The sequence below is a fragment of the Streptomyces sp. rh34 genome (assembly GCF_002551245.1).
In the GTDB taxonomy this organism is placed as follows: Bacteria; Actinomycetota; Actinomycetes; order Streptomycetales; family Streptomycetaceae; genus Streptomyces.
Window position 1 is genome coordinate 18,196 of the sequence record NZ_NTGZ01000032.1, and the last position, 24,177, is coordinate 42,372.

Annotated in this window: 26 protein-coding genes; 14 read left to right on the forward strand and 12 right to left on the reverse strand. The window is 70.8% G+C overall.

What is annotated here, in order from left to right:
- The first annotated feature begins 200 nt into the window (after positions 1–200).
- Both CR470_RS09435 and CR470_RS09440 read left to right on the forward strand, forming a co-directional pair.
- Positions 201–479, forward strand: a complete 279-nt coding sequence (locus CR470_RS09435) for a DUF1905 domain-containing protein (RefSeq protein ID WP_097867115.1) — start codon at positions 201–203, stop codon at positions 477–479.
- Between the two features lie 131 nt (positions 480–610).
- Positions 611–1,528 (forward strand): alpha/beta hydrolase, encoded by a 918-nt coding sequence (locus tag CR470_RS09440; RefSeq protein WP_097867116.1) that lies wholly within the window; start codon positions 611–613, stop codon positions 1,526–1,528.
- On the opposite strand, the gene CR470_RS09445 is transcribed toward CR470_RS09440, so the two are convergent.
- The 3 genes from CR470_RS09445 to CR470_RS09455 all read right to left on the reverse strand — a co-directional run bounded on the left by CR470_RS09445 (position 1,515) and on the right by CR470_RS09455 (position 3,181).
- Positions 1,515–2,105 carry a GNAT family N-acetyltransferase gene (locus tag CR470_RS09445; protein WP_097867117.1) on the reverse strand — a complete coding sequence of 197 codons (591 nt, stop codon included), beginning with the start codon at positions 2,103–2,105 and terminating at the stop codon, positions 1,515–1,517. The two genes, CR470_RS09440 and CR470_RS09445, sit on opposite strands and share 14 nt — an antisense overlap.
- A gap of 113 nt (positions 2,106–2,218) precedes the next feature.
- Positions 2,219–2,785, reverse strand: coding sequence for a YciI family protein (locus tag CR470_RS09450; protein WP_097867118.1), 567 nt, complete (start codon positions 2,783–2,785; stop codon positions 2,219–2,221).
- Positions 2,786–2,836: 51 nt separating this feature from the next.
- Positions 2,837–3,181 carry a hypothetical protein gene (locus tag CR470_RS09455; protein WP_097867119.1) on the reverse strand — a complete coding sequence of 115 codons (345 nt, stop codon included), beginning with the start codon at positions 3,179–3,181 and terminating at the stop codon, positions 2,837–2,839.
- A 133-nt stretch (positions 3,182–3,314) separates the two neighbouring features.
- Between CR470_RS09455 and CR470_RS09460 the strand changes: the two genes are divergently transcribed.
- Both CR470_RS09460 and CR470_RS09465 read left to right on the forward strand, forming a co-directional pair.
- A complete protein-coding gene (locus tag CR470_RS09460; RefSeq protein WP_097867120.1) occupies positions 3,315–4,112 on the forward strand; it encodes a helix-turn-helix domain-containing protein in 798 nt (265 codons plus the stop codon).
- Positions 4,069–4,314, forward strand: a complete 246-nt coding sequence (locus CR470_RS09465; protein WP_097867121.1) for a DUF397 domain-containing protein — start codon at positions 4,069–4,071, stop codon at positions 4,312–4,314. The genes CR470_RS09460 and CR470_RS09465 overlap by 44 nt, the downstream gene beginning before the upstream one ends.
- Positions 4,315–4,345: 31 nt before the next feature.
- Here the strand turns inward: CR470_RS09465 and CR470_RS09470 are convergent, their stop codons facing one another.
- The 4 genes from CR470_RS09470 to CR470_RS09485 all read right to left on the reverse strand — a co-directional run bounded on the left by CR470_RS09470 (position 4,346) and on the right by CR470_RS09485 (position 8,151).
- Entirely contained in the window at positions 4,346–6,733 is a 2,388-nt protein-coding gene (locus tag CR470_RS09470; RefSeq protein WP_097867122.1) for an ATP-binding cassette domain-containing protein, read from the reverse strand.
- Positions 6,734–6,908: 175 nt separating this feature from the next.
- Positions 6,909–7,322 (reverse strand): VOC family protein, encoded by a 414-nt coding sequence (locus CR470_RS09475; RefSeq protein WP_026290780.1) that lies wholly within the window; start codon positions 7,320–7,322, stop codon positions 6,909–6,911.
- A 10-nt stretch (positions 7,323–7,332) separates the two neighbouring features.
- Positions 7,333–7,752: a helix-turn-helix transcriptional regulator gene (locus CR470_RS09480; protein WP_097867123.1), complete on the reverse strand. Its 420-nt coding sequence runs from the start codon at positions 7,750–7,752 to the stop codon at positions 7,333–7,335.
- A gap of 57 nt (positions 7,753–7,809) precedes the next feature.
- Positions 7,810–8,151 carry a DUF5713 family protein gene (locus CR470_RS09485; RefSeq protein ID WP_097867138.1) on the reverse strand — a complete coding sequence of 114 codons (342 nt, stop codon included), beginning with the start codon at positions 8,149–8,151 and terminating at the stop codon, positions 7,810–7,812.
- 222 nt (positions 8,152–8,373) lie between these two features.
- Here CR470_RS09485 and CR470_RS09490 point away from each other — a divergent pair, with 222 nt between their 5' ends.
- From CR470_RS09490 to CR470_RS09500, 3 genes are read left to right on the forward strand one after another with little or no spacing between them, the layout of a single operon-like run.
- Complete coding sequence (locus tag CR470_RS09490) at positions 8,374–9,531, forward strand: acyl-CoA dehydrogenase family protein (protein WP_097867124.1); 1,158 nt, start codon at positions 8,374–8,376, stop codon at positions 9,529–9,531.
- 17 nt (positions 9,532–9,548) lie between these two features.
- A complete protein-coding gene (locus tag CR470_RS09495) occupies positions 9,549–10,433 on the forward strand; it encodes an acyl-CoA thioesterase (RefSeq protein WP_097867125.1) in 885 nt (294 codons plus the stop codon).
- Between the two features lie 38 nt (positions 10,434–10,471).
- Positions 10,472–11,440 carry a cation diffusion facilitator family transporter gene (locus CR470_RS09500; protein WP_097867139.1) on the forward strand — a complete coding sequence of 323 codons (969 nt, stop codon included), beginning with the start codon at positions 10,472–10,474 and terminating at the stop codon, positions 11,438–11,440.
- Between the two features lie 149 nt (positions 11,441–11,589).
- Here CR470_RS09500 and CR470_RS09505 read toward each other — a convergent pair whose 3' ends face one another.
- The 3 genes from CR470_RS09505 to CR470_RS09515 all read right to left on the reverse strand — a co-directional run bounded on the left by CR470_RS09505 (position 11,590) and on the right by CR470_RS09515 (position 14,061).
- Positions 11,590–12,423 carry a phosphatase gene (locus CR470_RS09505; RefSeq protein WP_097867126.1) on the reverse strand — a complete coding sequence of 278 codons (834 nt, stop codon included), beginning with the start codon at positions 12,421–12,423 and terminating at the stop codon, positions 11,590–11,592.
- A 203-nt stretch (positions 12,424–12,626) separates the two neighbouring features.
- A complete protein-coding gene (locus CR470_RS09510; protein ID WP_097867127.1) occupies positions 12,627–13,292 on the reverse strand; it encodes a GOLPH3/VPS74 family protein in 666 nt (221 codons plus the stop codon).
- Positions 13,293–13,443: 151 nt separating this feature from the next.
- The gene (locus CR470_RS09515; RefSeq protein WP_007452780.1) at positions 13,444–14,061 is read right to left on the reverse strand and encodes an SACE_7040 family transcriptional regulator; all 618 of its coding nucleotides are present in this window, start codon (positions 14,059–14,061) and stop codon (positions 13,444–13,446) included.
- Between the two features lie 139 nt (positions 14,062–14,200).
- Between CR470_RS09515 and CR470_RS09520 the strand changes: the two genes are divergently transcribed.
- The 6 genes from CR470_RS09520 (at position 14,201) to CR470_RS09545 (ending at position 21,505) form a co-directional block, all read left to right on the forward strand.
- Complete coding sequence (locus tag CR470_RS09520; RefSeq protein ID WP_097867128.1) at positions 14,201–15,823, forward strand: carboxyl transferase domain-containing protein; 1,623 nt, start codon at positions 14,201–14,203, stop codon at positions 15,821–15,823.
- Between the two features lie 7 nt (positions 15,824–15,830).
- The gene (locus CR470_RS09525; protein ID WP_097867129.1) at positions 15,831–17,783 is read left to right on the forward strand and encodes an acetyl-CoA carboxylase biotin carboxylase subunit; all 1,953 of its coding nucleotides are present in this window, start codon (positions 15,831–15,833) and stop codon (positions 17,781–17,783) included.
- A complete protein-coding gene (locus CR470_RS09530; RefSeq protein ID WP_097867130.1) occupies positions 17,780–18,751 on the forward strand; it encodes a hydroxymethylglutaryl-CoA lyase in 972 nt (323 codons plus the stop codon). Before CR470_RS09525 ends, CR470_RS09530 begins: the two co-directional genes overlap by 4 nt.
- A gap of 7 nt (positions 18,752–18,758) precedes the next feature.
- A complete protein-coding gene (locus CR470_RS09535; protein WP_097867131.1) occupies positions 18,759–19,925 on the forward strand; it encodes an acyl-CoA dehydrogenase family protein in 1,167 nt (388 codons plus the stop codon).
- Between the two features lie 162 nt (positions 19,926–20,087).
- Positions 20,088–20,861 (forward strand): GntR family transcriptional regulator, encoded by a 774-nt coding sequence (locus tag CR470_RS09540; protein ID WP_257138530.1) that lies wholly within the window; start codon positions 20,088–20,090, stop codon positions 20,859–20,861.
- Positions 20,858–21,505: a YdcF family protein gene (locus CR470_RS09545; protein ID WP_097867133.1), complete on the forward strand. Its 648-nt coding sequence runs from the start codon at positions 20,858–20,860 to the stop codon at positions 21,503–21,505. The genes CR470_RS09540 and CR470_RS09545 overlap by 4 nt, the downstream gene beginning before the upstream one ends.
- Before the next feature lie 35 nt (positions 21,506–21,540).
- On the opposite strand, the gene CR470_RS09550 is transcribed toward CR470_RS09545, so the two are convergent.
- Together CR470_RS09550 and CR470_RS09555 are read right to left on the reverse strand one after the other, a co-directional pair.
- Entirely contained in the window at positions 21,541–22,050 is a 510-nt protein-coding gene (locus CR470_RS09550; protein WP_373561396.1) for a DUF1707 SHOCT-like domain-containing protein, read from the reverse strand.
- 86 nt (positions 22,051–22,136) lie between these two features.
- Positions 22,137–22,580, reverse strand: coding sequence for a winged helix-turn-helix transcriptional regulator (locus CR470_RS09555; protein ID WP_097867135.1), 444 nt, complete (start codon positions 22,578–22,580; stop codon positions 22,137–22,139).
- Positions 22,581–22,810: 230 nt separating this feature from the next.
- On the opposite strand from CR470_RS09555, the gene CR470_RS09560 reads away from it, so the two are divergent.
- Positions 22,811–24,177 (forward strand): MFS transporter (locus CR470_RS09560; RefSeq protein WP_097867136.1); only part of this gene is annotated, 1,367 nt, incomplete at its 3' end.

Below are 24,177 nucleotides of genomic sequence, written 5' to 3' on the forward strand. Positions count from 1 at the left end.
TGCCCCGCGACGAGGGGACAGGGCGGCGCCTGCTGTCACCTCTGTTCATGGCAGATGCCATGAACAGAGGTCGTGCAGGGTCCGGCGGTCGTCGTGGCCGCGATGAGTTTCCCGGATCGCCTCGGTCCTACAGGTGGGTGGCAACAGCCCCCTTCTCGTCGAAAGCACCTGGACAGGCGGTATCAACGATGAGCAGCACGATGAACAAGCTGAACAAGCAGTTCACCGCGACCCTGCGGAAGAGTCCGGAGAAGGGCGGCTGGACCTACGTCGTATGGCCGGAGTCGGCCGAGTTCTTCGGTACCCGCGGCCTCGTGAAGGTCCGGGGCACCATCGACGGCCATCCGTTCCGCAGCTCGTTCATGGCCCTGGGCGACGGCACGCACAAACTGCCCGTGAAGGCTGATGTACGCAAGGCGATCGGCAAGGAGGACGGGGACAGCGTGACCATCCTCCTGGAGGAGCGGGTGGAGGCCTGACCTCGGGATCGATCGCGCTGTCGTGACAGCAGCGATCACGGCAGACGGTGACGATCCGAACCCCACGGTCCGCCGCTACATTGACTGCCGGGCAGGCAGGATGAGCCAGGACGACGGATGAGGAGCGACACGTGCGATTCGCGCTGGAAGCACTGCTGGTCGACGTGCCGGCCGAGCAGGTTGCCGAGGCTCGCGCCTTCTACCGGTCGAGAGTGGCAGGCCGTGGGCCCGGATCGTACGAGGAGCTGAAGGAGGCCCGCGCGAAGAAGCCCGGCCCTCGTGCCGCCGTTCCGCCTGCCGTCGAAGAGACGGTCGAAGCCGCCGGGGTACGGGTCCCGGTCCGGATCTTCCTCCCTGCCGACGGTCCGCCCCGGGCTGTCTACCTGGGCATCCACGGCGGCGGCTTCTACATGGGCTCCGCGGCGCAGGGCGACGAACGCCACCGCGAACTCGCGGACGCCCTGGGCATCGCGGTCGTCAGCGTCGACTACCGGCTCGCGCCCGAGCACCCCTGGCCGGCCGCGCCCGACGACTGCGCGGCGGTCGCGCTCTGGCTCGTCGAAGAGGCCGAGGCCCGTTTCGGGACCTCCCGGCTCGCGATCGGCGGAAGCTCGGCCGGGGCGACCCTCGCCCTGGCGACCTTGTTGCGGCTGCGGGACCGGGGTGTCGTCGACCGGTTCGCCGGGGCCGCGCTCCGCTTCGGCACCTACGACCTGAGCGCGCACACCCCCGGCGGCCGTCGCATCGCCGACGAGTTCTTCATCCAGGCCTACGTCGGCCAGGTCGCCGACCGCACCCTTCCCGACATCTCGCCCCTCTACGCCGACCTGAGCGGGCTGCCTCCGGCCCTGCTGGTCGTGGGAAGCGAGGACGTACTGCTGGAGGACAACCTGACGCTGGCCGGTCGGTTGTCGGCGGCCGGCAACGACGTGGAGCTGCGCGTCTATCCCGAGTCGCCCCACGGCTTCACCGGCCACCCCACCGCCCTGGCCGCGACGGCGCTCGACGGCATCAACTCCTGGCTGCGCGACAGGATCAGTCGCCCTTGACCCGGGCGTGCAGATGCATGTCGTGCCGCCCGTCGTCATGCACGGCCGCGTTGCGTTTGGTGCCTTCCAGGCGGTAGCCGGCCTTCGTCGCGACCCTGCACGAGGCGTGGTTACGCGTCGAGTGGTCCAACTCCAGCCGGTGGAAGCCGATGTCGTCCAGCGCCCACCCGCTGACCGCCGCGAGTGCCCGGGAGGCGACCCCCGCGCCGCGTGCGGCCGGGAGCACCCAGTACGCGACGTTCGCGACGCCGTCGTCGAAGTCCAGGCCGCGCAACGCCATCCGGCCGAGCACCTCGCCGCCGTCGCGGGCGACGGCCCAGTGGCAGCCCTTCTCCCGCTCCCAGTCCTGGCGGTACCCCTCGAACCACTCGCGGACCTGGCCCTCGGTCGAGGGCCGGTGCGTGTGCCAGCGGCGGGTCTCCTCGTCCTCGTATGCGGAGAGGAACGCCCGCGCGTCGGCCGCCCCCCAGGGGCGCAGCAGCAGGCCGTCGCCGCCGGTTGCCGGGAGCACGGGTTGCGGGGCGGCGGCGAGGCAGCCGGAGATCATCGCGGGCGGTGTCGACAGGGCGCGGGTCATGGCCCCATCGTCACCCGTGCCCCCTTTGGCGCCTCCGCCGCCCTACGGCCGCAGCCGGACCAGCCGCGCGCCCGGTCTTCACGCCGGCTGATCCGGGGGTTCACCCCGGCCCCTCAGGAGCGTCCGCCGCGCTGCCAGCGCTGCGCACCGAGGGGCGTGGGCCCACCGGCGAGCTGATCCGCGAACGGCTGGACCACGAGCTGCGCCTCGTCCGGGAGCGCTCGCACCGCCGCGACCACCCCCGTCGTACGGGCTCCCTCGTCGTCGAGCAGAACAGCCACGAAGCTCAGCCGCCTGTCCGGCTCCGCGCCCAACAGCCCCTGCTCGCCCCGGCCCGGGGCGCGGTCCCGCGCAGGCCACCGGGCGGTGACCAGCGTGTACGGGGCATCCGCCGCCGGTTCACGGCGCAGCAATACCACCGTCGCGACCGCCGTGAAGGACCGGTAGAGACCGGCCTTCCAGAAGGGCTCCTCGGTCGCGAACCGCTCGGCGGCGGCACGGTCGGCGACGTCAACGACGTGGACGCTCCCCGTGTGCTCCTCCCCGTCGTCGGACAGGGTGGGGCCGCGGAGTATCAGCCGGCTGTCGAAGCGGTCCATGTAGGACCAGTGCTCCTCGCACAACTCCATCAACTGGTCCGCGACGTCCGGCTGGTCCTGAGCATGTACGTAGAACGGCATACCGCGACCGTACCGGAGCGCCCGGAGCGGGCCCGGTCGCCCGCCCACGCCTCACGGTCGCAGCCGGACCAGCCCCGGGCCCGACGGGTGGCCCGGTTCGAAGGCGTCGGGAATCCCCAGCCTGAGGCCCCGGCTCCGGGCGACCCGGTGGACGTCCCGCAGGGAGTGCGCCAGTGCGGCGGCGACATGGCGGAGCTGGACAGCCGTGGACCCGTCGTCCGCGACCATGTCGTCGGCGTGGTCGAGGAGTTCGTACGCCATGCCCAGCTGCATGGCCTCCACCCGGTCGGCCGTGCGCGAGACCTGTCCGTCGCCGTCGCCCGCGACGTAACAGGGCCTGCCCTCCACTCCGGACCAGGGGAGCAGTCGTGCGGCGTTCTTGGGCTGTTCGTTCATGGGGGCGTCAACTCCGTGAGCAGTGGGGGTGAATTCTTCGCTGCGTAGCGATCCACTCACAGAGTGCGATGGGCGCGGCTAGGCTCGCCAGGGGGGTCGGGGTGACATCGCGCTCGTCGCACGGGAGTTGGCTGTGAGTAATACCTATGGCACATGGTTGAAGGCTCAGCGGGAAGCTGCAGGGCTGACTCAGCAGCAGCTTGCGGACATGGCGATCATGACGCGGTCGCATATCTCGCACATCGAGGCAGGGCGTCGCATGCCGAGCGAGGAAGACGCCCTGCGGCTGGACAGGGCGCTGGGCACAGGGGATGTACTGACCACTTTCCGGCCCCAGGCAGATGACCGTTCCGTCGCGGAACGCTTCAAGGCGGCTCGGAAACTTGAGGAACAGGCAACGTTCATCCGCGAGTTCGCCATCGCCTATTTTCCTGGAATCCTCCAGACGCGCCGGTACGCGGATGCGGTGCTGGGCACCGCATTTCCGCCGTACAGCGATGAAGAACGTGACAAGGCCGTTGTCTCACGACTGGAGCGGGCCAAGGTTCTGGAGCGCCCCACGTCGCCAGTAGTCTGGGCGGTGCTGGACGAGGCTGTCCTCCGGCGCGTGGCGGGCAGTGCGGACATCATGGCGGAACAGATCATGCACGTGGTGCATCTGGCCGAGCGTGGCCGAATCCGCGCCCACGTGCTGCCCCTGGGCGGCCCCATCTGCAATCTGCACCAGAGCATGGTGACGCTGATGCACTTCGAGGATCAGCCACCGGTGGCGTACTCCGAAGGCACGCAGGTGGCCAAGGTGCACGATGCACCGCACTTGGTCGAGCGGATCGAGGCCACCTACTCTCTGGCCATGAGCGACGCGCTGTCCCTCCCCGAGTCGCTGAATGTGCTCAGGGCAGCGGCGAAGGAGTACGGATACCGTGAGTGAAGGCGCCAACCTGCTAGCCGTATGGCGAAAGTCGTCGTACAGCGGCCCTGACAAGGACAGCTGCCTCGAAGTCCAGGACCACCACCCCACCGCCGTCCCCGTCCGCGACTCCAAGGTCCCCGGCGGGCCCGCCCTGCTCATCCCCGCCGCCGGGTGGACCTCCTTCGTGGACGCGGTCAAGAGCGGGGCCCTCTCCGCCTGACCCGAAAGACAGGCGGAAAGGGCCCGGCGTCTCACTCCCCCACGTACTCCGCCAGGTGCTCGCCCGTCAGCGTGGAGCGGGCCGCGACCAGGTCCGCCGGGGTCCCCTCGAAGACGATCTGGCCGCCGTCGTGGCCGGCGCCGGGGCCGAGGTCGATGATCCAGTCGGCGTGAGCCATCACCGCCTGGTGGTGCTCGATGACGATCACCGACTTTCCGGAGTCGACCAGCCGGTCCAGCAGGCCGAGGAGCTGCTCGACGTCCGCGAGGTGCAGGCCCGTCGTCGGCTCGTCGAGGACGTAGACGCCGCCCTTGTCAGCCATGTGCGTGGCCAGCTTCAGGCGTTGGCGTTCGCCGCCGGACAGGGTGGTGAGCGGCTGGCCGAGGCTCAGGTAGCCCAGGCCGACGTCCACGAGACGGTCGAGGATCTTGTGCGCGGCCGGGATGGCCGCGTCGCCGGAGCCGAAGAACTCCTCGGCCTGGGCGACCGACATCGAGAGGACCTCGCTGATGTCGCGGCCGCCCAGGTGGTAGTCGAGCACCGAGGCCTGGAACCGCTTGCCCTCGCAGTCCTCACAGGGGCTGGAGACGCTCGCCATCATGCCGAGGTCGGTGAAGATGACGCCCGCGCCGTTGCAAGTGGGGCAGGCGCCCTCGGAGTTGGCGCTGAACAGGGCGGGCTTCACGCCGTTGGCCTTGGCGAAGGCCTTGCGGATCGGTTCGAGGAGGCCCGTGTACGTCGCCGGGTTGCTCCGGCGCGAACCGCGGATCGGGCTCTGGTCGACCGAGATGACGTTCTCGCCCGCCGGGATCGAACCGTGGACGAGCGAGCTCTTTCCGGAGCCCGCGACGCCGGTGATGACGGTGAGCACGCCGAGCGGGATGTCGACGTCGACGTCGCGGAGGTTGTGCGAGGTCGCGCCCCGGATCTCCAGCGCACCGGTGGACTTGCGCACCTCCTCCTTGAGGACGGCCCGGTCGTCCAGGTGGCGGCCGGTGACGGTGTCGGAGGCGCGGAGTCCGTCCAGGGTGCCTTCGAAGCAGACGGTGCCGCCCGCCGTGCCGGCCCCGGGGCCGAGGTCGACCACATGGTCGGCGATGGCGATGGCCTCGGGCTTGTGCTCCACGACCAGGACCGTGTTGCCCTTGTCGCGCAGGCGCAGCAGCAGGTCGTTCATGCGCTGGATGTCGTGCGGGTGCAGGCCGATGGTGGGCTCGTCGAAGACGTAGGTGACGTCGGTCAGCGAGGAGCCGAGGTGGCGGATCATCTTGACGCGCTGCGCCTCGCCGCCGGACAGGGTGCCCGAGGCCCGGTCCAGGGCGAGGTAGCCGAGGCCGATCTCCACGAAGGAGTCCAGCGTCTGCTGAAGGGCTTCGAGGAGGGGGGCGACCGAGGGTTCGTCCAGGCCGCGGACCCACTCCGCGAGGTCGCGGATCTCCATGGCGCAGGCGTCGGCGATGGAGATCTTCTTGATCTTCGAGGAGCGCGCGCCCTCGGTGAGCCGGGTTCCCTCGCACTCGGGGCAGGTGGTGAAGGTGGCCGCCCGGTCGACGAACTCCCGGATGTGGGGCTGCATGGACTCGCGGTCCTTGGAGAGGAACGACTTCTGGATCTTGGGGATCAGCCCTTCGAAGGTGAGGTTCGCGCCCTCGACCTTCACCTTGGTCGGCTCCCGGTAGAGGAAGTCCTGCATCTCCTTCTCGGTGAACTCGGCGATCGGCTTGTTCGGGTCCAGGAAGCCCGACTCCGCGTACGTCCGCACGGTCCACCAGCTGTCCGACTTCCAGCCGGGGATGGTGAACGCGCCCTCCGCGATCGACTTGGAGTCGTCGTAGAGCTGGGTGAGGTCGATGTCGGAGACCGATCCGCGGCCCTCGCAGCGGTTGCACATGCCGCCGGTGCGGCTGAAGGTCGCCTTGACGGCCTTCTTGTTGCCGCGCTCGACGGTGATCGCGCCGCTCGCCGTCACCGAGGGGACGTTGAAGGCGAACGCGCCGGGCGGGCCGATGTGCGGCTTGCCCAGTCGGCTGAAGAGGATGCGCAGCATGGCGTTGGCGTCGGTGGCGGTGCCGACCGTGGAGCGGGGGTCGCTGCCCATCCGCTGCTGGTCGACGATGATCGCGGTCGTCAGACCGTCGAGGACGTCGACGTCGGGCCGCGCCTGCGTGGGCATGAAGCCCTGGACGAAGGCGGGGTACGTCTCGTTGATCAGCCGCTGGGACTCCGCGGCGATGGTGCTGAAGACCAGCGAGCTCTTGCCCGAGCCGGAGACTCCGGTGAACACCGTCAGCCGGCGCTTCGGGAGCTCGATGCTGACGTCCTTCAGGTTGTTCTCCCGCGCACCGTGCACGCGGATCAGGTCGTGGCTGTCGGCAGCGTGCTGCGCGGGCGGCTGCTGGGTCTTCGTTCGCGGAGCCATGCTCGTCGTCTCTCCATTACTGGTGCGCGGAGCCTGCTGGTACGGCGCCCTGCTGGTGCGGGAGCCCTGCTGGTACGGCTGGTTGGGCTGGTACGGGCGGCTGTCGGTGCGCGGAGCCTACTGGTCGTGCGTGAGGGCCAGGGCCTGTTTCGGCCCCGGCCCTCACGGGCTGGTGCTACTTCTTGGCCTGGGTGATGCGGAGCATGTTGCCGGAGGGGTCGCGGAAGGCGCAGTCGCGGACGCCGTACGGCTGGTCGATCGGCTCCTGGAGCACCTCGCCGCCCGCCGCGCGGACCTTCTCGAAGGCCGCGTCGACGTCCTCGGAAGAGAGGATGACGCCGCGCAGCATGCCCTTGGCGAGCAGCTCGGCCATGGTGCGGCGGTCGGCTTCCGGGGCGTTCGGGTCCGCGAGCGGGGGTTCGAGGACGATCTCCACGTCCGGCTGAGCGGGGGATCCGACGGTCACCCACCGCATGCCTTCGAATCCGACATCGTTGCGCACCTCCATTCCCAGGGCGTCGCGGTAGAAGGCGAGCGCCTTGTCGTGGTCGTCGACGGCGATGAAGCACTGCGAGAGGTTGATGTTCATGCATTTCACGCTACGGGCGGGGCTTGCGATCCGCTTCTCCATTCCTGACCGGTCGGGTGAGCATCTTGGCGACGCACGCCGGGATGGTCTCGCCCGCGTCGTGGGGTCGGGCCCGGTAGGCGCTCGGGCTCTCCCCGACCAGCTCCGTGAAGCGGGAGCTGAACGAGCCGAGCGACGTACAGCCGACGGCGAAGCAGACGTCCGTGACGGACAGGTCGCCCCGGCGCAGCAGTGCCTTGGCCCGTTCGATGCGGCGGGTCATGAGATAGCTGTACGGGGTCTCGCCGAAGGCCGCCCGGAAGCTGCGGGAGAAGTGGCCGGGCGACATCAGGGCGGCACGGGCCAGCGAGGGCACGTCGAGCGGTTCGGCGTACTCGCGGTCCATGCGGTCGCGGGCCCGACGCAACCGGGCCAGGTCCTCCAGCCTCACTCCTTCACCGTCCCACGGCCGCCGGCGCCCGGCCCGTCCCGCGGAGGCGGGACCCGGTCACCACTCACGCTCGGCGATCAGCTTCTCCGGGTCCGCGTCCGTGAAGCCGTACGCCGTCGCGATGATCCAGAAGGCCTCGCCTATCTCCTCGCGGGCGGTCGTCTCGATCTCGCTGCCCGCCGCCTCGAACTCCGCCTCCAGGTCGTTGAAGGCCCGGGTCGGCGCGGCCGTCAGGGCGTACAGGGCGGTGAGGTCCGCGGGCCGCTCGGCCTCGATCCGCTCGCACAGGGCGCGCAGGACCGCCGTGCCCTTGTCCAGGACGTGGTCGGGGAAGTAGTCGTCCTCGTACAGCAGGGCCAGGAACGTGTGCTCCGCCAACTGCTCGTTCGTGATGGTCACGGTGGTCTCCCCCATACGTTCCGTACGTTCCGTCGCCGCCGTTCCGATACTCCCCCACGCCACTGACAATCGGGCCGTGCGCGGGCGCTGAGGCGGTGCCCCTCGGGTCTCCGCGTGCCGAGCATCACCCTGGACAGCGGCCACAACCGGCGGGTAACTTCGAGGGAAGTCTGAGCAAGCGCTTAGCAAGAACGAATCGACTGCCGACCTAGGAGGCATCCCGTGCGCCGTACGGTATTCAACGAGGACCACGAGGCGTTCCGGGAGACCATCCGCGCCTTCATCGCGGCCGAGGTCGTGCCGGTCTACGACGAGTGGTTCGCCGCGGGCGAGGTGCCGCGCGACTTCTACCTCAAACTCGGCGAGCTGGGCATCTTCGGCATCGCGGTCGACGAGGAGTACGGCGGCGCGGGCATCGACTCGCACAAGTACGAGGCCGTCATCTACGAGGAGACCGCTCGCGCGGGCGTCTCCTTCGGCGGCTCCGGCGTGCACACGCTGCTCGGCCTCCCCTACCTGAAGATGCTCGCCACCGGCGAGCAGAAGAAGCGCTGGCTGCCGAAGTTCGCCACCGGCGAGGAGATGTGGGCCCTCGCGATGACCGAGCCGGGCACCGGCTCCGACGTCGCGGGCATGAAGACCACCGCCAAGCTCTCCGAGGACGGCACGCACTACGTCCTCAACGGCGCGAAGACCTTCATCACCGGCGGCGTGCACGCCGACCGCGTCATCGTCTGCGCCCGCACCGCCGCCCCGCGCGAGGACGACCGCCGCTTCGGCATCTCCCTCTTCGCCGTCGACACCAAGTCCGCGGGCTACTCGGTCGGCCGCAAGCTCGACAAGCTCGGCCTGAAGACCTCCGACACCGCCGAGCTGGCGTTCGTCGACGTCAAGGTCCCGGCCGAGGACCTCCTCGGCGAGGAGAACAAGGGCTTCGGCTACCTCGGCACCAACCTGGCCTCCGAGCGCTGGGGCATCGCCTTCGGCGCGTACGCCCAGGCCGCGGCCGCCGTCCGCTTCGCCTCGGACTACGTGCGGGAGCGCACGGTCTTCGGCAAGACGGTCGCCTCGTTCCAGAACACCAAGTTCGAGCTGGCCGCCTGCCAGGCCGAGGTGGACGCGGCCCAGGCCGTCGCCGACCGCGCGCTGGAGGCCCTGGACGCCGGAGAGCTGACAGCGGCGGAGGCCGCCTCCGCGAAGTTGTTCTGCACCGAGGTCGCCCACCGCGTCATCGACCGCTGCCTCCAGCTGCACGGCGGCTACGGCTTCATGAACGAGTACCCGATCGCCCGCCTCTACGCGGACAACCGCGTCAACCGCATCTACGGCGGCACCAGCGAGGTCATGAAGTCGATCATCGCCAAGTCCATGGGTCTGTAAGGGATTACCTTCCCTCCATGAACGAGAGTCCCGATCCCCTGCTCGATCTGCTCCACCTGCTCGACCTGGAGCAGATCGAGCGGGACATCTTCCGGGGCGAGAGCCGCAGCGCGCTCGTGCCCCGGGTGTTCGGCGGCCAGGTCGCGGCCCAGGCGCTCGTCGCCGCGGGCCGCACCGTCCCCGCCGACCGGGCCGCCCACTCCCTGCACGCGTACTTCCTGCGGGCGGGCGACCCCGGCGCGCCCATCGTCTACAGCGTCGACCGGATCCGCGACGGCCGGTCCTTCACCACCCGCCGCGTCGTCGCCGTCCAGCACGGGCAGCCGATCTTCCACCTCTCCGCGTCCTTCCAGAGTCACGAGGAGGGCATGGAGCACCAGGCGCCCATGCCCACCGCCCCGGACCCGGAGACCCTGCCGACGGCCGCCGAGATGCTGCCCCGGTACGCGGACCGCTTCAGCGATCCGGGGGTCGTGGACCGGCTGATCGAGGCGCGGGCGGCGGTGGACCTGCGGTACGTGGACGCGCCGCCGTTCGGCACGGTGGGCGAGGCGCGCGAGCCCCGGTCCCAGGTGTGGTTCCGGACGAACGGCAAGCTCGCGGACGATCCGCTGCTGCACGTCTGCATGGCCACGTACGTCTCCGACATGACCCTGCTCGACTCGGTGCTCCTCGCCCACGGGCGGGGCGGCTGGGCGGTCGGGGACGTGGTCGGCGCGAGCCTGGACCACGCGATGTGGTTCCACCGGCCGTTCCGGGCGGACGAGTGGCTGCTGTACGACCAGGAGTCGCCCTCCGCCTCCGGTGGTCGCGGTCTGGGCCAGGCCCGTATCCACACCGCCGACGGGCGCCTCGCCATCACCGTCATCCAGGAAGGCGTCGTCCGCATCCCCCGGGGATGAGCACCACCCGAAGCATCATTTCGGACATACTCCCCACCATGAGCGACGCGAGAGCGGGCAGTGAAGCTGATGGCGGGGAGTCCACGTTCACGGTGATCGTGGCGGCCGTCGCCAACCTCGGCATCGCCGTGGCGAAGGCCGTCGCCGGGCTGATCAGCGGCTCCAGCGCGATGCTCTCCGAGGCGGCCCACTCCGTCGCCGACACCGTCACGGAGGTCATGCTCCTCGCCGCGCTCAAGCGGAGCGGGAAGCCCGCCGACGAGAGCCACCCCCTCGGCTACGGCCCCGAGCGCTACATCTGGGCGATGCTCGCCTCCATCGCCACCTTCGTCGGCGGGGCCGTCTTCTCCCTCTACGACGGAGTCCACACCCTGGTCGCCGGCGAGGAACTGGGCGACCCGCTCGTCTCCTACATCGTCCTCGGCGTCGCCTTCCTCCTGGAGAGCTACTCGCTGCGCACCGGGGTCAAACAGGTGCGGCGCGAGGCGTCACGGCTGCGGGTGCCGGACGCGTACTACCTGCGCCACACCCCCGACACGGCGGTGAAAGCCGTCGTGATGGAGGACTCGGCGGCCCTGACCGGCCTGCTGCTGGCCGCGGGCGGCCTGCTGGGCGGGCAACTGACGGGGTCGGGGGTCTGGGACGGGATCGCGTCCTGTCTGATCGGCCTGCTGCTCGTGTACGTGGCCTGGGTGCTGGGCCGGTCCAACGCCCAGCTGCTCATCGGCCGGCCGCTGCCCCCGGCGATGCGGTCCGGGGTGCGCGAGGAGCTGCTGTCGGTGCCGCACATCGTGGACGTACTGGAGCTGACCACGCTCATCCAGGGGCCGTACGAGATCCTGATCGCGGCGAAGATCGACTTCCGGGACATGGCCACCGCCACCGAGGTCGAGTGGGCCTGCGAGGAGGCGGAGGCCCAGCTGCGCGAACGGTTCCCGTCGGTGCGGCGGGTCTATCTGGACCCGACGCCGGGCCGGGCGCAGCGGCTGCGCCACAGCGGCTCCTGAGGGTTGCCGCATCGGCTCCGCCACCGGCCCCTGACGCTTATCGGTGTCGGTGTCAGTACCGGTGTCGGTGTCAGTACCGGTGTCGGTGTCAGTACCGGTGTCGATGAGGACGCCCGCCGGGCCTGAAACTCATCGCCGGCCCTCATCGCCTACGCGGCCGGCTCCCCCACGGATGCCACGGACTCCACGGACTCCGCCTGCTCCTCCAGCAGCCCCGCCGCGTGCAGCAGGTACTCCGTCATCGGGTCGTAGAAGCGCGGGTCGGTGACGTGGTCGTCCAGCGGGACCGTGACCTGAAGGGTGCCCTCCGCCTCACCGAGGAACAGGGCCGGGTCGTTGCAGTCCGCGTAACCGATCGCGTCCAGCCCCCGCTGTCCCGCGCAGCCCGCCCAGCCGTGGTCGGCGACGACCAGGTCGGGCAGCGGGCGGCCCAGGTGGGCCATGGCGTCCAGGACGGCGGCCATCGGGGCCGGGGAGTGGGTGTGCCAGAGGGTCGCCCCGCGTTCCAGCATCGCGACGTCGGCGAACTGGAAGACCATGCCCTCGTCCGCCATCAGCCCGGACGGGATGCGGACGATCTCGCAGCCCGCGCGGCGCAGCGCGTCCGCCGTCTGCCGGTGCACGTCCAGCATGCCGCCGGGGTGCCCGGTGGCGAACAGGACCCGCTCGCGGCCGTCCGCGGCCTTGCGCAGCCGGGCCGCCATCCGCTCCAGGGCGTCGACCGTCAGCTCCGGGTCGATGGTGTCCTGGCCCTGCCGGTGCGCCGGGTCGTCGTTGACCCCGCAGCGCTCGGCCATCACGGCGAGCACGTCCTGCTCGTCGGTCCAGCGGTCGCCCAGCTCCAGGCCCAGCCAGTAGTGGCGGTCGCCGTTGGCGAGCTTGCGGTAGTGGGAGAGGTTGTTGTCGCGTGGCGTGGCGACGTCCCCCGCGATACGCGTACGGACGAGATGGTCGACGAGGGCGGCGCGGCTGGGTATCGGCATGGCCCCATTGTGCCGTCCGGTGCGCGGGGTGTCCCCGGTGTCTTGCCCGACGGACCGGTGTGCCGGGTGTTCTGTCCGGCGGAGGGTCCGCTTCCGGCCGGACATCCGGGCGTGTGGCCGGTCAGGCGTCCGGTCCCGAGGTCCGGCCAGGCGTCCGGTCCCGAGGTCCGGCCAGGCGTCCGGTCCCGAGGTCCGGCCAGGCCCTACGACACCACGGAGAGGACCGTCACCACGGTCACCGTGGAGATCGCCGCCTGGAGGTTGCGGATCGCCTCGCGCACGCTCACGCCCGCCCAGTGGCCTTCGGCGATGTGGGCCATGCGCGGGGTGACCTGCTTCTTCGGCAGGCCGGGGAAGGCCTGGGGGTGCATGCCCGTGGCGTGCAGCAGGGCGACGAGGGCGCTGGTGCGGGCGTCCGGCTCGGCCCCGTGCAGCACCGTGGCGGTCAGCCGGGCGCGCAGTTCCCGCTCGACGGTTCCGTCGGCCTCCGGGTAGCGGCGCACCGGGAAGACGCCGAGGGCCCGGTGCTTCTCCTCGGTCACCAGGCCCCGGGCGCAGAGGCTCACCACGACGTCCTGCGAGCCCTTGGCGTGGTCCCGGGTCAGCCAGTCGGTCACCTTGCGGCTGCTGGACGTCCCGTGGACCCAGCGCGCCAGCCGGTCGAGCCGTCCGTCCAGGAGCGGGTCGCCCGTCGGGGACGGGTCGAAGACCTCGACGCGGCCGCCCCTCACCGTGACGCGGCCCGCCATGACCAGCTCCAGGAGCATGCCGGCCGCCACGCCCCAGCGGGCCGCGGTCTCCCCCTTCGCCGCGCCGGTCGTGTCGTCCAGCGACAGCAGCATGATTTCTTCGCCCAGTGAGACGGGCATGGAGCGGCTCCCCGATTCGTTACGTGTCGTCCGGACAGACGTGCGGACCTCGTCCGAGGTTGCCCAGGAACGGAAAGGAGCAGATCAGGGGGCGGCCAGGGGCTGGGGCAGGGGCAGGGGCCCGGTCAGCGGACGGAGGCGGAGACGCTGCTCAGGAGGGTTCCGCCGCGGCGAAGGCGCCCCGGGCCAGCCGGTGCAGCAGGGCAGCGGTCACCGCCCGGCCGGGCAGGGCCTCGGGCCGGGCCAGGTGCGGGGTGGAGTTCAGCAGGCCGAAGACGGCGTGCACGGTGACACGGGCCCGGTTCTCGGCCAGCGACGGATAGAGGGCGCGGACGACGCCGACCCAGACCTCTACGTACTCGCGCTGGAGGCGGCGCACCCGCTTGCGGTCCGTGTCGCGCAGCCGGTCCAGCTCTCGGTCGTGGAGGGTGATCAGGGGACGGTCGTCGAGGGCGAAGTCGATGTGGCCCTCGATGAGCGCGTCCAGGAGGGCCTCCGGAGAACCGTCGCCCCGGGCGGCGTCCTCCGACACCCGCATGCGGCCGCCTTCCAGCAGACGTTCGCTGATGCCCACCAGGAGCTCGGCGAGCATCGCGTCCTTGCCGGGGAAGTGACGGTAGAGGCCCGGGCCGCTGATCCCCACGGCGGCGCCTATCTCGTCGACGCCGACGCCGTGGAAGCCGCGCTCGGCGAAGAGGCGGGCGGCCTCCCGGAGGATCTGCTCGCGGCGGGTGGGGGCCGCGACGCGGGCGGCGGCATGGGTGCTCATGAGGATTCATTCTAGACAGGGTCGTTAGCGCTCGTTAACCTGAGGGAAACGCGTTAACGCTCACTAACAGCACTAACAGCAGTGACAGCAGTGACAGCAGCGGTTGACTATCGCGGTACGGGCAAGGGGGCTCGACACGATGCAGCAGGCACCGGTCCTGGCGAGCGCGGCCGATCCCGCCTCGGAGGCCTGGCAGGCCAACGAGGCGGCTCATCGCGCGCTCTCCGACGAGCTGGCGGGGCGCCTCGCCACGGCACGGCTGGGCGGGGGTGAGAAGGCGCGGGCCCGCCACGAGGCGCGCGGCAAGCTGCTCCCCCGGGACCGGGTGGACACCCTCCTCGACCCGGGCTCGCCGTTCCTGGAGCTGGCCCCGCTGGCTGCCGAGGGGCTGTACGGGGGCGCCGCCCCGGCCGCCGGGGTGATCGCCGGGATCGGGCGGGTCAGCGGCCGGGAGTGCGTGATCGTCGCCAATGACGCGACCGTCAAGGGCGGCACGTACTACCCGATGACCGTGAAGAAGCACCTGCGCGCCCAGGAAGTCGCGCTGGAGAATCGTCTCCCCTGCCTCTATCTGGTCGACTCGGGCGGCGCGTTCCTGCCGATGCAGGACGAGGTCTTCCCCGACCGGGACCACTTCGGGCGGATCTTCTACAACCAGGCCCGGATGTCGGGGGCCGGCATTCCGCAGATCGCGGCGGTACTGGGTTCCTGCACGGCGGGCGGGGCGTACGTCCCGGCGATGAGCGACGAGGCCGTGATCGTCCGCAACCAGGGCACGATCTTCCTCGGCGGCCCCCCGCTGGTGAAGGCCGCCACCGGCGAGGTCGTCACGGCGGAGGAGCTGGGCGGCGGCGAGGTCCACTCCCGTACGTCGGGGGTCACCGACCATCTCGCGGAGGACGACGCGCACGCCCTGCGGATCGTCCGCAACATCGTCGCGACCCTCCCGGACCGTGCCCCGCTCCCCTGGTCGGTCGAGCCGGCCGAGGAGCCGAAGGTGGACCCGGCCGGTCTGTACGGGGCGGTCCCGGTGGACTCCCGCACCCCGTACGACGTGCGCGAGATCATCGCCCGGGTGGTGGACGGCTCGCGCTTCCAGGAGTTCAAGGCGGAGTACGGCACGACGCTGATCACCGGCTTCGCCCGGATCCACGGCCACCCGGTCGGGATCGTCGCGAACAACGGGATCCTGTTCTCCGAGTCGGCCCAGAAGGGCGCGCACTTCATCGAACTGTGCGACCAGCGGGGCATCCCGCTCGTCTTCCTCCAGAACATCTCCGGCTTCATGGTCGGCCGGGACTACGAGGCGGGCGGCATCGCCAAGCACGGCGCGAAGATGGTCACGGCGGTGGCCTGCACCCGCGTGCCGAAGCTGACGGTCGTGGTCGGCGGTTCGTACGGCGCGGGCAACTACTCCATGTGCGGCCGGGCCTACAGCCCCCGCTTCCTGTGGATGTGGCCGAACGCCAAGATCTCGGTGATGGGCGGCGAGCAGGCCGCCTCCGTGCTGGCCACCGTCAAGCGCGACCAGCTCGGCGACGACTGGAGCGCCGAGGACGAGGAGACGTTCAAGGCCCCGATCCGCGCCCAGTACGAGACCCAGGGCAACGCCTACTACGCGACCGCCCGGCTCTGGGACGACGGCGTGATCGACCCCGTGGACACCCGGCAGGTCCTGGGCCTCGCGCTCACGGCCTGCGCCAATGCCCCGCTGCCCCAGAAGGACCCGGCCGGGCCCGGCTTCGGCGTCTTCCGGATGTGAGGAACAGATGACGATGTTCGACACCGTTCTGGTCGCCAACCGCGGCGAGATCGCGGTCCGGGTGATCCGGACCCTGCGGGAGCAGGGGGTGCGCTCGGTCGCGGTCTTCAGCGACGCGGACGCGGACGCCCGCCATGTACGGGAGGCGGACACGGCGGTCCGGATCGGCCCGCCGCCCGCGTCCGAGAGCTATCTGAACGTGGCCGCGCTCCTGGAGGCGGCCCGCCGCACGGGCGCGCAGGCCGTGCACCCCGGGTACGGGTTCCTGGCGGAGAACGCCGGCTTCGCCCAGGCGTGCGCGGACGCGGGGCTGGTCTTCATCGGCCCGCCCGCCTCCGCGATCTCCCTCATGGGCGACAAGATCCGGGCCAAGGAGACGGTCGCGGCGGCCGGGGTCCCGGTCGTGCCCGGCTCCTCCGGGAGCGGCCTGACCGATGCCCAACTGGAGGAAGCGGCACGGGAGATCGGCGTGCCGGTCCTCCTGAAGCCCTCGGCGGGCGGCGGCGGCAAGGGCATGCGCCTGGTCCGCGACGCGGCGGTGCTGGCGGAGGAGATCGCGGCGGCCCGCCGCGAGGCACGCGCCTCCTTCGGCGACGACACCCTCCTCGTGGAGCGGTGGATCGACCGGCCGCGCCACATCGAGATCCAGGTGCTGGCCGACGCCCACGGCAACGTGATCCACCTCGGCGAGCGCGAGTGCTCGCTCCAGCGCCGCCACCAGAAGATCATCGAGGAGGCCCCGTCGGTCTTCCTCGACGAGGAGACCCGGGCGGCGATGGGCGAGGCGGCCGTGCAGGCGGCGCGCTCCTGCGGGTATGCGGGCGCGGGCACGGTGGAATTCATCGTCCCGGGTGACGACCCGGCCTCGTACTACTTCATGGAGATGAACACCCGCCTCCAGGTCGAGCACCCGGTCACCGAGCTGATCACCGGCCTGGACCTGGTGGAGTGGCAGCTGCGGGTGGCGTCCGGCGAGCGACTGCCGTACGCGCAGGAGGACATCACCCTGACCGGCTGGGCGATCGAGGCCCGCGTCTGCGCCGAGGACCCCTCCCGGGGCTTCCTGCCGTCCGGCGGTACGGTGCTGGCGCTGCGCGAGCCGCAGGGCGGCGGGGTGCGGACGGACTCGGGGCTCAGCGAGGGCGTGCCGGTGGGCAGCCTGTACGACCCGATGCTGTCGAAGGTCATCGCGTACGGCCCCGACCGCGCGAGCGCGCTGCGCAAACTGCGGGCGGCCCTCGCGGACACGGTCATCCTCGGCGTCCCGACCAACGCGGGCTTCCTGCGCCGTCTGCTGGCCCACCCGGACGTGGTCTCCGGCGACCTGGACACCGGGCTGGTGGAGCGCGAGGCGGAGGGCCTGGTGCCGGACGGGGTGCCGGACGAGGTGTACGCGGCGGCTGCGGCGGTCCGCCGGGAGGCGCTGGCCCCCCGGCCGGACGCGGGCGGCTGGACGGACCCGTTCTCGGTGCCGAGCGGGTGGCGCACGGGCGGTGTGCGGGCGCCGTTGCTCTTCCCGCTGCGCGTAGGGGGAGCTGAACCCGTCACTCGGAGCGCGCCGGCCTCCGCGACGGTCACGCACGACCGGGTCACCGTCGAACTCGACGGCACGGTGGGCCACTTCCACCGCTCCGGGGACTGGCTCGGCCGGGACGGCGACACCTGGCACGTCCAGGACCACGATCCGGTGGAGGCGTCCCTGAGCGGGGCGGGCCGGAGCGGGGCGGACACGCTGGCGGCCCCGATGCCGGGCACGGTCACGGTGGTGAAGGTCGCCGTCGGCGACGAGGTCGAGGCCGGGCAGAGCCTGCTCGTGGTGGAGGCGATGAAGATGGAGCACGTGATCTCCGCCCCGCACGCGGGGACCGTCACCGAGCTGGACGTCACGGCGGGTGCGACGGTCGCGATGGACCAGATCCTGGCGGTAGTGGTCCCCGTAGCGGCCGAGGAGGGCTCATGACCCCGCGCACGCTCCCGATGACTCTCCCGGCCCCCGGGCTGCCGGCCCGGGTCCGGATCCACGAGGTGGGGGCACGGGACGGCCTCCAGAACGAGAAGGGGATCGTTCCGACGGAGGTGAAGGCGGAGTTCATCCGCCGGCTGGCGGTGGCCGGCCTGACCACCATCGAGGCGACGAGCTTCGTGCACCCGAAGTGGGTACCCCAACTGGCGGACGCGGAAGCCCTGTTCCCGCTCCTCGGGGAGATCGCGGACGTGGGCGACGTCTCCCTCCCGGTCCTCGTGCCGAACGAACGCGGGCTGGACCGTGCGCTGGCGCTCGGGGCCCGGTCGATCGCGGTGTTCGGCTCGGCGACGGAGACGTTCGCCGCGCGCAACCTGAACCGGACCGTGGACGAGTCGCTGGCCATGTTCGAGCCGGTGGTGGCCCGCGCCAAGGCGGAGAAGGCGCACGTCCGCGGCTATCTGTCGATGTGCTTCGGCGACCCGTGGGAAGGCGCGGTGCCGGTGGCGCGGGTGGTCCGGGTCGCGAAAGCGCTGATGGACCTGGGCTGCGACGAGCTGTCGCTGGGCGACACCATCGGAGTGGCGACGCCGGGCCACGTGTCGGCACTGCTGACAGCGCTGAACGAGGCGGCCGTCCCCACGGACTCCATCGGCGTCCACTTCCACGACACGTACGGCCAGGCGCTGTCCAACACCCTGGCGGCACTCCAGCACGGGGTGAGCACGGTCGACGCCTCGGCGGGCGGCCTGGGCGGCTGCCCGTACGCGAAGAGCGCCACGGGCAATCTCGCCACCGAGGACCTCGTGTGGATGCTCGACGGCCTCGGCATCGAAACGGGCGTCGACCTGGGTGAGTTGACCGCCACCAGCGTCTGGATGGCCGGACACCTGGGCCGGCCGAGCCCATCCCGCACGGTCCGCGCCCTGACCCCTTCCTCTTCTTCCCCCTCCGACAAGGAGTGAGCTACCCATGTCCCTGGACCACCGGCTGACCGCCGAGCACGAGGAACTGCGCCGCACGGTCGAGGCGTTCGCGCACGACGTCGTCGCGCCGAAGATCGGCGACTTCTACGAGCGCCATGAATTCCCGTACGAGATCGTGCGCGAGATGGGCCGCATGGGCCTGTTCGGGCTGCCGTTCCCGGAGGAGTACGGCGGTATGGGCGGCGACTACCTGGCGCTCGGGATCGCCCTGGAGGAGCTGGCCCGGGTCGACTCCTCGGTGGCGATCACCCTGGAGGCGGGGGTCTCGCTGGGTGCGATGCCGCTGCACCTGTTCGGCACGGAGGAGCAGAAGCGGCAGTGGCTGCCGAAGCTCTGCTCGGGCGAGGCGCTCGGCGCGTTCGGCCTGACCGAGCCGGACGGCGGCTCGGACGCGGGCGGCACACGGACGACGGCGGTGCTGGACCAGGCAACGAACGAGTGGGTCATCAACGGCTCGAAGTGCTTCATCACCAACTCCGGTACGGACATCACCGAGTTGGTGACGGTGACGGCTGTGACGGGCCGTAAGGAGGACGGCCGCCCCCGGATCTCCGCGATCATCGTCCCCTCCGGCACCCCGGGCTTCACGGTCGCCGCCCCCTACTCGAAGGTCGGCTGGAACGCCTCGGACACCCGGGAGTTGTCCTTCTCCGACGTCCGTGTCCCGGCGGCGAACCTCCTGGGCGAGGAGGGCCGCGGCTACGCACAGTTCCTGCGCATCCTGGACGAGGGCCGGGTCGCGATCTCGGCACTGGCCACGGGCCTGGCGCAGGGCTGTGTGGACGAGTCGGTGAAGTACGCGGCCGAACGCCACGCGTTCGGCAAGCCGATCGGCGCGAACCAGGCCATCCAGTTCAAGATCGCCGACATGGAGATGCGCGCCCACATGGCGCGGGTGGGCTGGCGCGACGCGGCCTCGCGGCTGGTGGCGGGCGAACCGTTCAAGAAGGAGGCGGCGATCGCGAAGCTGTACTCCTCGACGGTCGCGGTGGACAACGCCCGGGAGGCGACGCAGATCCACGGCGGCTACGGCTTCATGAACGAGTACCCGGTGGCGCGGATGTGGCGCGACTCGAAGATCCTGGAGATCGGCGAGGGGACGAGCGAGGTGCAGCGGATGCTGATCGCACGGGAGTTGGGGCTGCCGGGCTGATCTGCCGCCTCCCGATACCGCGAGACTGCCGACCGGCCGCCGTAGATGTGTTCACCGCGGCCGGGGCGGCTGTGTCAACAGAGGGTCACCTGTCGCCATCCGGCGGCACGAGGTCGGGGCACAGCGAATGCCCGCACTTGCAGGGCGGCCAAGTGGCGAGACCTGGCCGACAAGCTGGCCGAACGCATCAGGAGCGGCGAGTACGCGCCGGGCCGGCAGTTGCCGCACATCAGGGATCTCGTGGCAACTGGCGAGGGCTCCAAATCGACGGTCCATGCGGCATACAGGGCGCTGGAGGCGGAAGGCCTGGTCACCTCGTCGCGCGGCCATGGCACCGTCGTTCGACCGCCGGCCGCGCTCAAGCGGCTGGGCATCGACCGCTACGACAAGGCGAAGTGGCGCGACGGCGACGAAGTCGCCTTCATCGCCGACCGTGTCGCCTCGGGGCGACCCCACAACCGTGGTGACCAGACGCAGACGGTCAACCGCGTCCAGGCGACAACAACGGTTGCCGTCGCCCTTGGCCTGGAGCCGGGATCCGATGTGTACGCGCGTGCTCGCCTGGTCAAGGAGAGCGGCCACCCAACCCACACCATGACCAGCTACTACCGCCCCGAACACGTCGAGGGAACACGCCTCGTCGACCCGACACCCGGCCCTGCGGGCCGTGGTGGAGGGTTCCGCGTCCTGTACGACGCCGGGTACGAGATCGACCACATGCGCGAGGACCTCTTCGCCCGCTCCGCGACGCCGGAAGAGGTGAAACTTCTCCAACTTCCGAGCGGCGAAGCCGTGGTGGAGCTCCATCGAACCACCTCCACCGCAGACGGAACGGTGGTCGAGTTCGCCATCGGGGTACATGCGGCATCCAGGTTCCGGTGGACATACGAGTTCGCGGTACCGGACTCCGCGCGAAAGAAGGGCAATGCGTCATGATCTCCAACCAGTCCTGGTCGGACGCCCGGCAGGTGTGGGATCACCACCTCATGCGCCACACCCCCCACCCCTGCTCGGTCATCATCGGGCTCGGCAGCCATGACCTCGGCGTGGCCGACGCATCGGCGGGGTTCTACCTGCGCGGGCTGGCCCCCGTCATCGTGTTCACCGGATCGACCAGCTCCACCACCCGCGACCGGATGCCGCGCGGCGAGGCCGCGCACTACCGGGAGCGGGCCCTCGAACTCGGCGTACCGGACTCCGCCGTGCTGGTCGAGCCGCGAGCCCGTAACACCGGTGAGAACATCCGCTTCTCGCGGACCGTCTTGGACGCGGCAGGCGTGAACGTGGACTCCGTACTGCTGGTCAGCAAGCCGTACGAGGAGCGACGGGCGTACGCCACGGCCCGCAAGCTATGGCCGAGGGTCGACATCGTGAGCGCGTCGAGTCCGATGACCTTCGAGGAGTACGCGGCCACAATCGGGGACGACCGGATGGTCGTCGACATGCTCGTCGGGACCCTGCAACGGCTGCTCGTGTATCCGGCGCAGGGCTTCATGATCGAGCAGCCCGTCCCGGACGAGGTCGCGGCGGCCTACGAACGGCTGGTCGAGGCCGGGTTCACGAGTCGGCTGATCCCGTAGGGCGACGCCGCACTCGCGGCCCGGAGGCCTCCGCCTCAGCGCCAGGCGTGGCGGATCTTCAGCCGCCCGTATCCCAGCGCCCCCGAGAAGCGGATGCGCGGCGCGCCGGGACGGGTCGGCTGCCGGGGCCTGTAGCGCAGGTCCTTCCAGCCGGTCGCCACTCCCTCGACCTCGACGATCGCGTCGCGCGGGACGGTGATGCCCGCGTTGCCGGTGCCGAGGCTCAGCTCGATGTCGACGACCGGATATTCGATGATCGCCCGGGACAGGTCCAGACGCACCCGCCCGAAGGCGGACTCGACCTTGAGGACGCGGGGCACCCGCCATGCGCCGCGCCGCTTGATCCGTCCGCCGGCGGCGGCGATCGTCGACGTGGTGCCCGGGTCCTCCGCCGGGAGCGGGTCCAGGGCCGCCGCGAGCTCGCCGTGTGTCGTGGCGGTCAGCACCCGGCCGAGGCGCTCGTCCATCTCCTCGTGCGAGATGTGCTCCTCGGCGTACGCCTCCCGCACCCGCCGCACGGCACTCTCGCGGTCGTCCTCGCTCACGCGTGAAACGGCGTTTCCCTGGGGTGAGTTCACCGCCCCACTTTAGTGCGGCCCCGGCGGCGCGGACATGGTGAAGACCCGCGTTCTCAGGAGGCCGACGCCTCTACTTCCTTGCGTGCGTCGTAGTCGGCACGCGCACTCGCGATCTCCTGCTGGTGGCTCTCGGTCCAGTCGACCAGGGCCCTGATCGTCGTGTGCAGCGTCGCGCCCAGCTCCGTCAGCTCGTACTCCACCCGGGGCGGGACGACAGGGTAGACCGTGCGCCGCACCAGCCCGTCCCGTTCGAGCTGGCGCAGGGTCACCGTCAGCATGCGCTGGCTGATGCCCTCGATCAGCCGGCGCAGCTCGGAGAAGCGCAGCGTGCGGCGTTCCAGGTGGGCGATGGCGAGGAGCGACCACTTGTCCGCGACGCGGTCGAGGATCTGCCGCACCTCGCATCCCTCGCGGACGTCCCACTGGCTGATGTCGTAGTCCTGCGCGGCGCCGGTATCCGCGCAGTTACTCGGTGACTTCGAAGTGCCTTCTTCCATACCTCCCCACGGTGCCGCAAGCTTCGAGTGGTTACAAGAGGGAACCGACCGGCACTTCGGTAACTCGGCGCTGCCACACCCTGCTTGAGGTCTCCGCACAGCAAATCCGTTCCACGCGACCGCCGTTGCGGTGACTCGCCATGTCCATTCGTCCGCTTACAAGGAGAAGTCCCGTGTCCTCATCACCGTCCCTTTCGGAACCGTCCCCGCCGAGTTCGAGCAGTGACCGCTTGACCGGACGCGCCTGGGCCGTGCTGCTCGTTCTGTGCGGCGCGATCTTCCTGGAGGGCATCGATGTGGCCATGCTCAACGTGGCCCTGCCCGCGATCCGCGAGGATCTGGATCTGTCCACCGGAACGCTCCAGTGGGTGATGAGCGCGTACGTCCTGGGCTACGGCGGTTTCATGCTGCTGGGCGGACGGGCGGCCGACCTGTTCGGCCGCCGCCGGATGTTCATCCTCTGGCTCGTGGTGTTCCTGCTCTTCTCCGGCCTGGGCGGCTTGGCCACCGAGGGCTGGATGCTGGTCGTCGCCCGCTTCGTGACGGGGATCGCCGCGGCCTTCATGACCCCGGCCGGCCTGTCGATCATCACCACCGGCTTCCCGGAGGGGCCGCAGCGCAACAAGGCCCTGCTGGTCTACTCGGGCACCGCCGCCGGAGGCTTCTCGATCGGCCTGGTCGTCGGCGGGCTGCTCTCCGCCATCGACTGGCGCTGGGTGTTCTTCGCCCCGGTCGTCCTCTCGTTCGGCATCCTTCTCGCCGCGCTCGCGCTCGTCCCCGCCTCGCCCCGCCCGCAGCGAGCCGGGCAGGGTGTCGACCTGGCCGGAGCGGTCGCCGTCACCGCCGGGATCCTGCTGCTCGTCTTCGGCGTCGAGCGGGCCACGCACGTCCCGGCCGCCTGGACCGTCGGCACGATCGGCGCGGCCCTGCTCCTCTTCCTCGCGTTCGTCCTGATCGAGCGCGCCTCGTCCTCACCTCTGGTGCGCCTGGGGATCTTCCGCAGCGGAGCGCTGATCCGTGCCAATGTGTCGGGGCTGCTGTTCGCCGCCGGGTTCTTCGGCTTCCAGTTCATCGCCGTGCTCTACCTCCAGGAACTGCGCGGCTGGTCGTCCCTCCGGACCAGCTTCGCGCTGATCGTGATCGGCGTGGACGCGGTCCTCTCACCGCTGCTCACCCCGAGGCTGGTGGCCCGGTTCGGCAACGCCCGGGTCATCTTCGGCGGACTGCTTCTCGCGTCGCTGTCGTACGCCCTGTTCCTGCCGATCGCCGCGGACTGGACGTACGCGGCGATGTTCCCGGGCCTGCTCCTCCTGGGCGTGGCCTTCTCCCTGGTCTACGGGCCGCTCACCATCGTGGCCACCGACGGCATCGCCGAGGAGGAGCAGGGTGTGGCGGGCGGGCTGCTCTACACGTCCTTCCAGTTCGGGGCCGCGCTGGGGCTGTCGGCGGTGGCCGCCGTCAACGTCGCGGCCACGGACGGCACGTCGTCCGCCGCCCTCCTCGACGGGTACCGGGCGGCCCTGGTCGTCCCGCTGGCCGCGGCCCTGACCGCCGCCGCCGTCAGCGCGTTCGGTCTCCGCGCCGGGCGGGCGGCGAC

Excerpts from the sequence above, each read along its gene's own strand:
- CR470_RS09435 (WP_097867115.1), top strand. The coding sequence starts at position 201 with ATGAACAAGCTGAACAAGCAGTTCACCGCGACCCTGCGGAAGAGTCCG.
- CR470_RS09555 (WP_097867135.1), bottom strand. The coding sequence starts at position 22,580 with ATGGAAGAAGGCACTTCGAAGTCACCGAGTAACTGCGCGGATACCGGC.
- CR470_RS09525 (WP_097867129.1), top strand. The coding sequence starts at position 15,831 with ATGACGATGTTCGACACCGTTCTGGTCGCCAACCGCGGCGAGATCGCG.
- CR470_RS09450 (WP_097867118.1), bottom strand. The coding sequence starts at position 2,785 with ATGCCGTTCTACGTACATGCTCAGGACCAGCCGGACGTCGCGGACCAG.
- CR470_RS09515 (WP_007452780.1), bottom strand. The coding sequence starts at position 14,061 with ATGAGCACCCATGCCGCCGCCCGCGTCGCGGCCCCCACCCGCCGCGAG.
- CR470_RS09535 (WP_097867131.1), top strand. The coding sequence starts at position 18,759 with ATGTCCCTGGACCACCGGCTGACCGCCGAGCACGAGGAACTGCGCCGC.
- CR470_RS09475 (WP_026290780.1), bottom strand. The coding sequence starts at position 7,322 with ATGAACATCAACCTCTCGCAGTGCTTCATCGCCGTCGACGACCACGAC.
- CR470_RS09500 (WP_097867139.1), top strand. The coding sequence starts at position 10,472 with ATGAGCGACGCGAGAGCGGGCAGTGAAGCTGATGGCGGGGAGTCCACG.
- CR470_RS09520 (WP_097867128.1), top strand. The coding sequence starts at position 14,201 with ATGCAGCAGGCACCGGTCCTGGCGAGCGCGGCCGATCCCGCCTCGGAG.
- CR470_RS09495 (WP_097867125.1), top strand. The coding sequence starts at position 9,549 with ATGAACGAGAGTCCCGATCCCCTGCTCGATCTGCTCCACCTGCTCGAC.
- CR470_RS09510 (WP_097867127.1), bottom strand. The coding sequence starts at position 13,292 with ATGCCCGTCTCACTGGGCGAAGAAATCATGCTGCTGTCGCTGGACGAC.
- CR470_RS09545 (WP_097867133.1), top strand. The coding sequence starts at position 20,858 with ATGATCTCCAACCAGTCCTGGTCGGACGCCCGGCAGGTGTGGGATCAC.
- CR470_RS09455 (WP_097867119.1), bottom strand. The coding sequence starts at position 3,181 with ATGAACGAACAGCCCAAGAACGCCGCACGACTGCTCCCCTGGTCCGGA.
- CR470_RS09505 (WP_097867126.1), bottom strand. The coding sequence starts at position 12,423 with ATGCCGATACCCAGCCGCGCCGCCCTCGTCGACCATCTCGTCCGTACG.
- CR470_RS09445 (WP_097867117.1), bottom strand. The coding sequence starts at position 2,105 with ATGACCCGCGCCCTGTCGACACCGCCCGCGATGATCTCCGGCTGCCTC.
- CR470_RS09465 (WP_097867121.1), top strand. The coding sequence starts at position 4,069 with ATGTGCTCAGGGCAGCGGCGAAGGAGTACGGATACCGTGAGTGAAGGC.
- CR470_RS09470 (WP_097867122.1), bottom strand. The coding sequence starts at position 6,733 with ATGGCTCCGCGAACGAAGACCCAGCAGCCGCCCGCGCAGCACGCTGCC.
- CR470_RS09530 (WP_097867130.1), top strand. The coding sequence starts at position 17,780 with ATGACCCCGCGCACGCTCCCGATGACTCTCCCGGCCCCCGGGCTGCCG.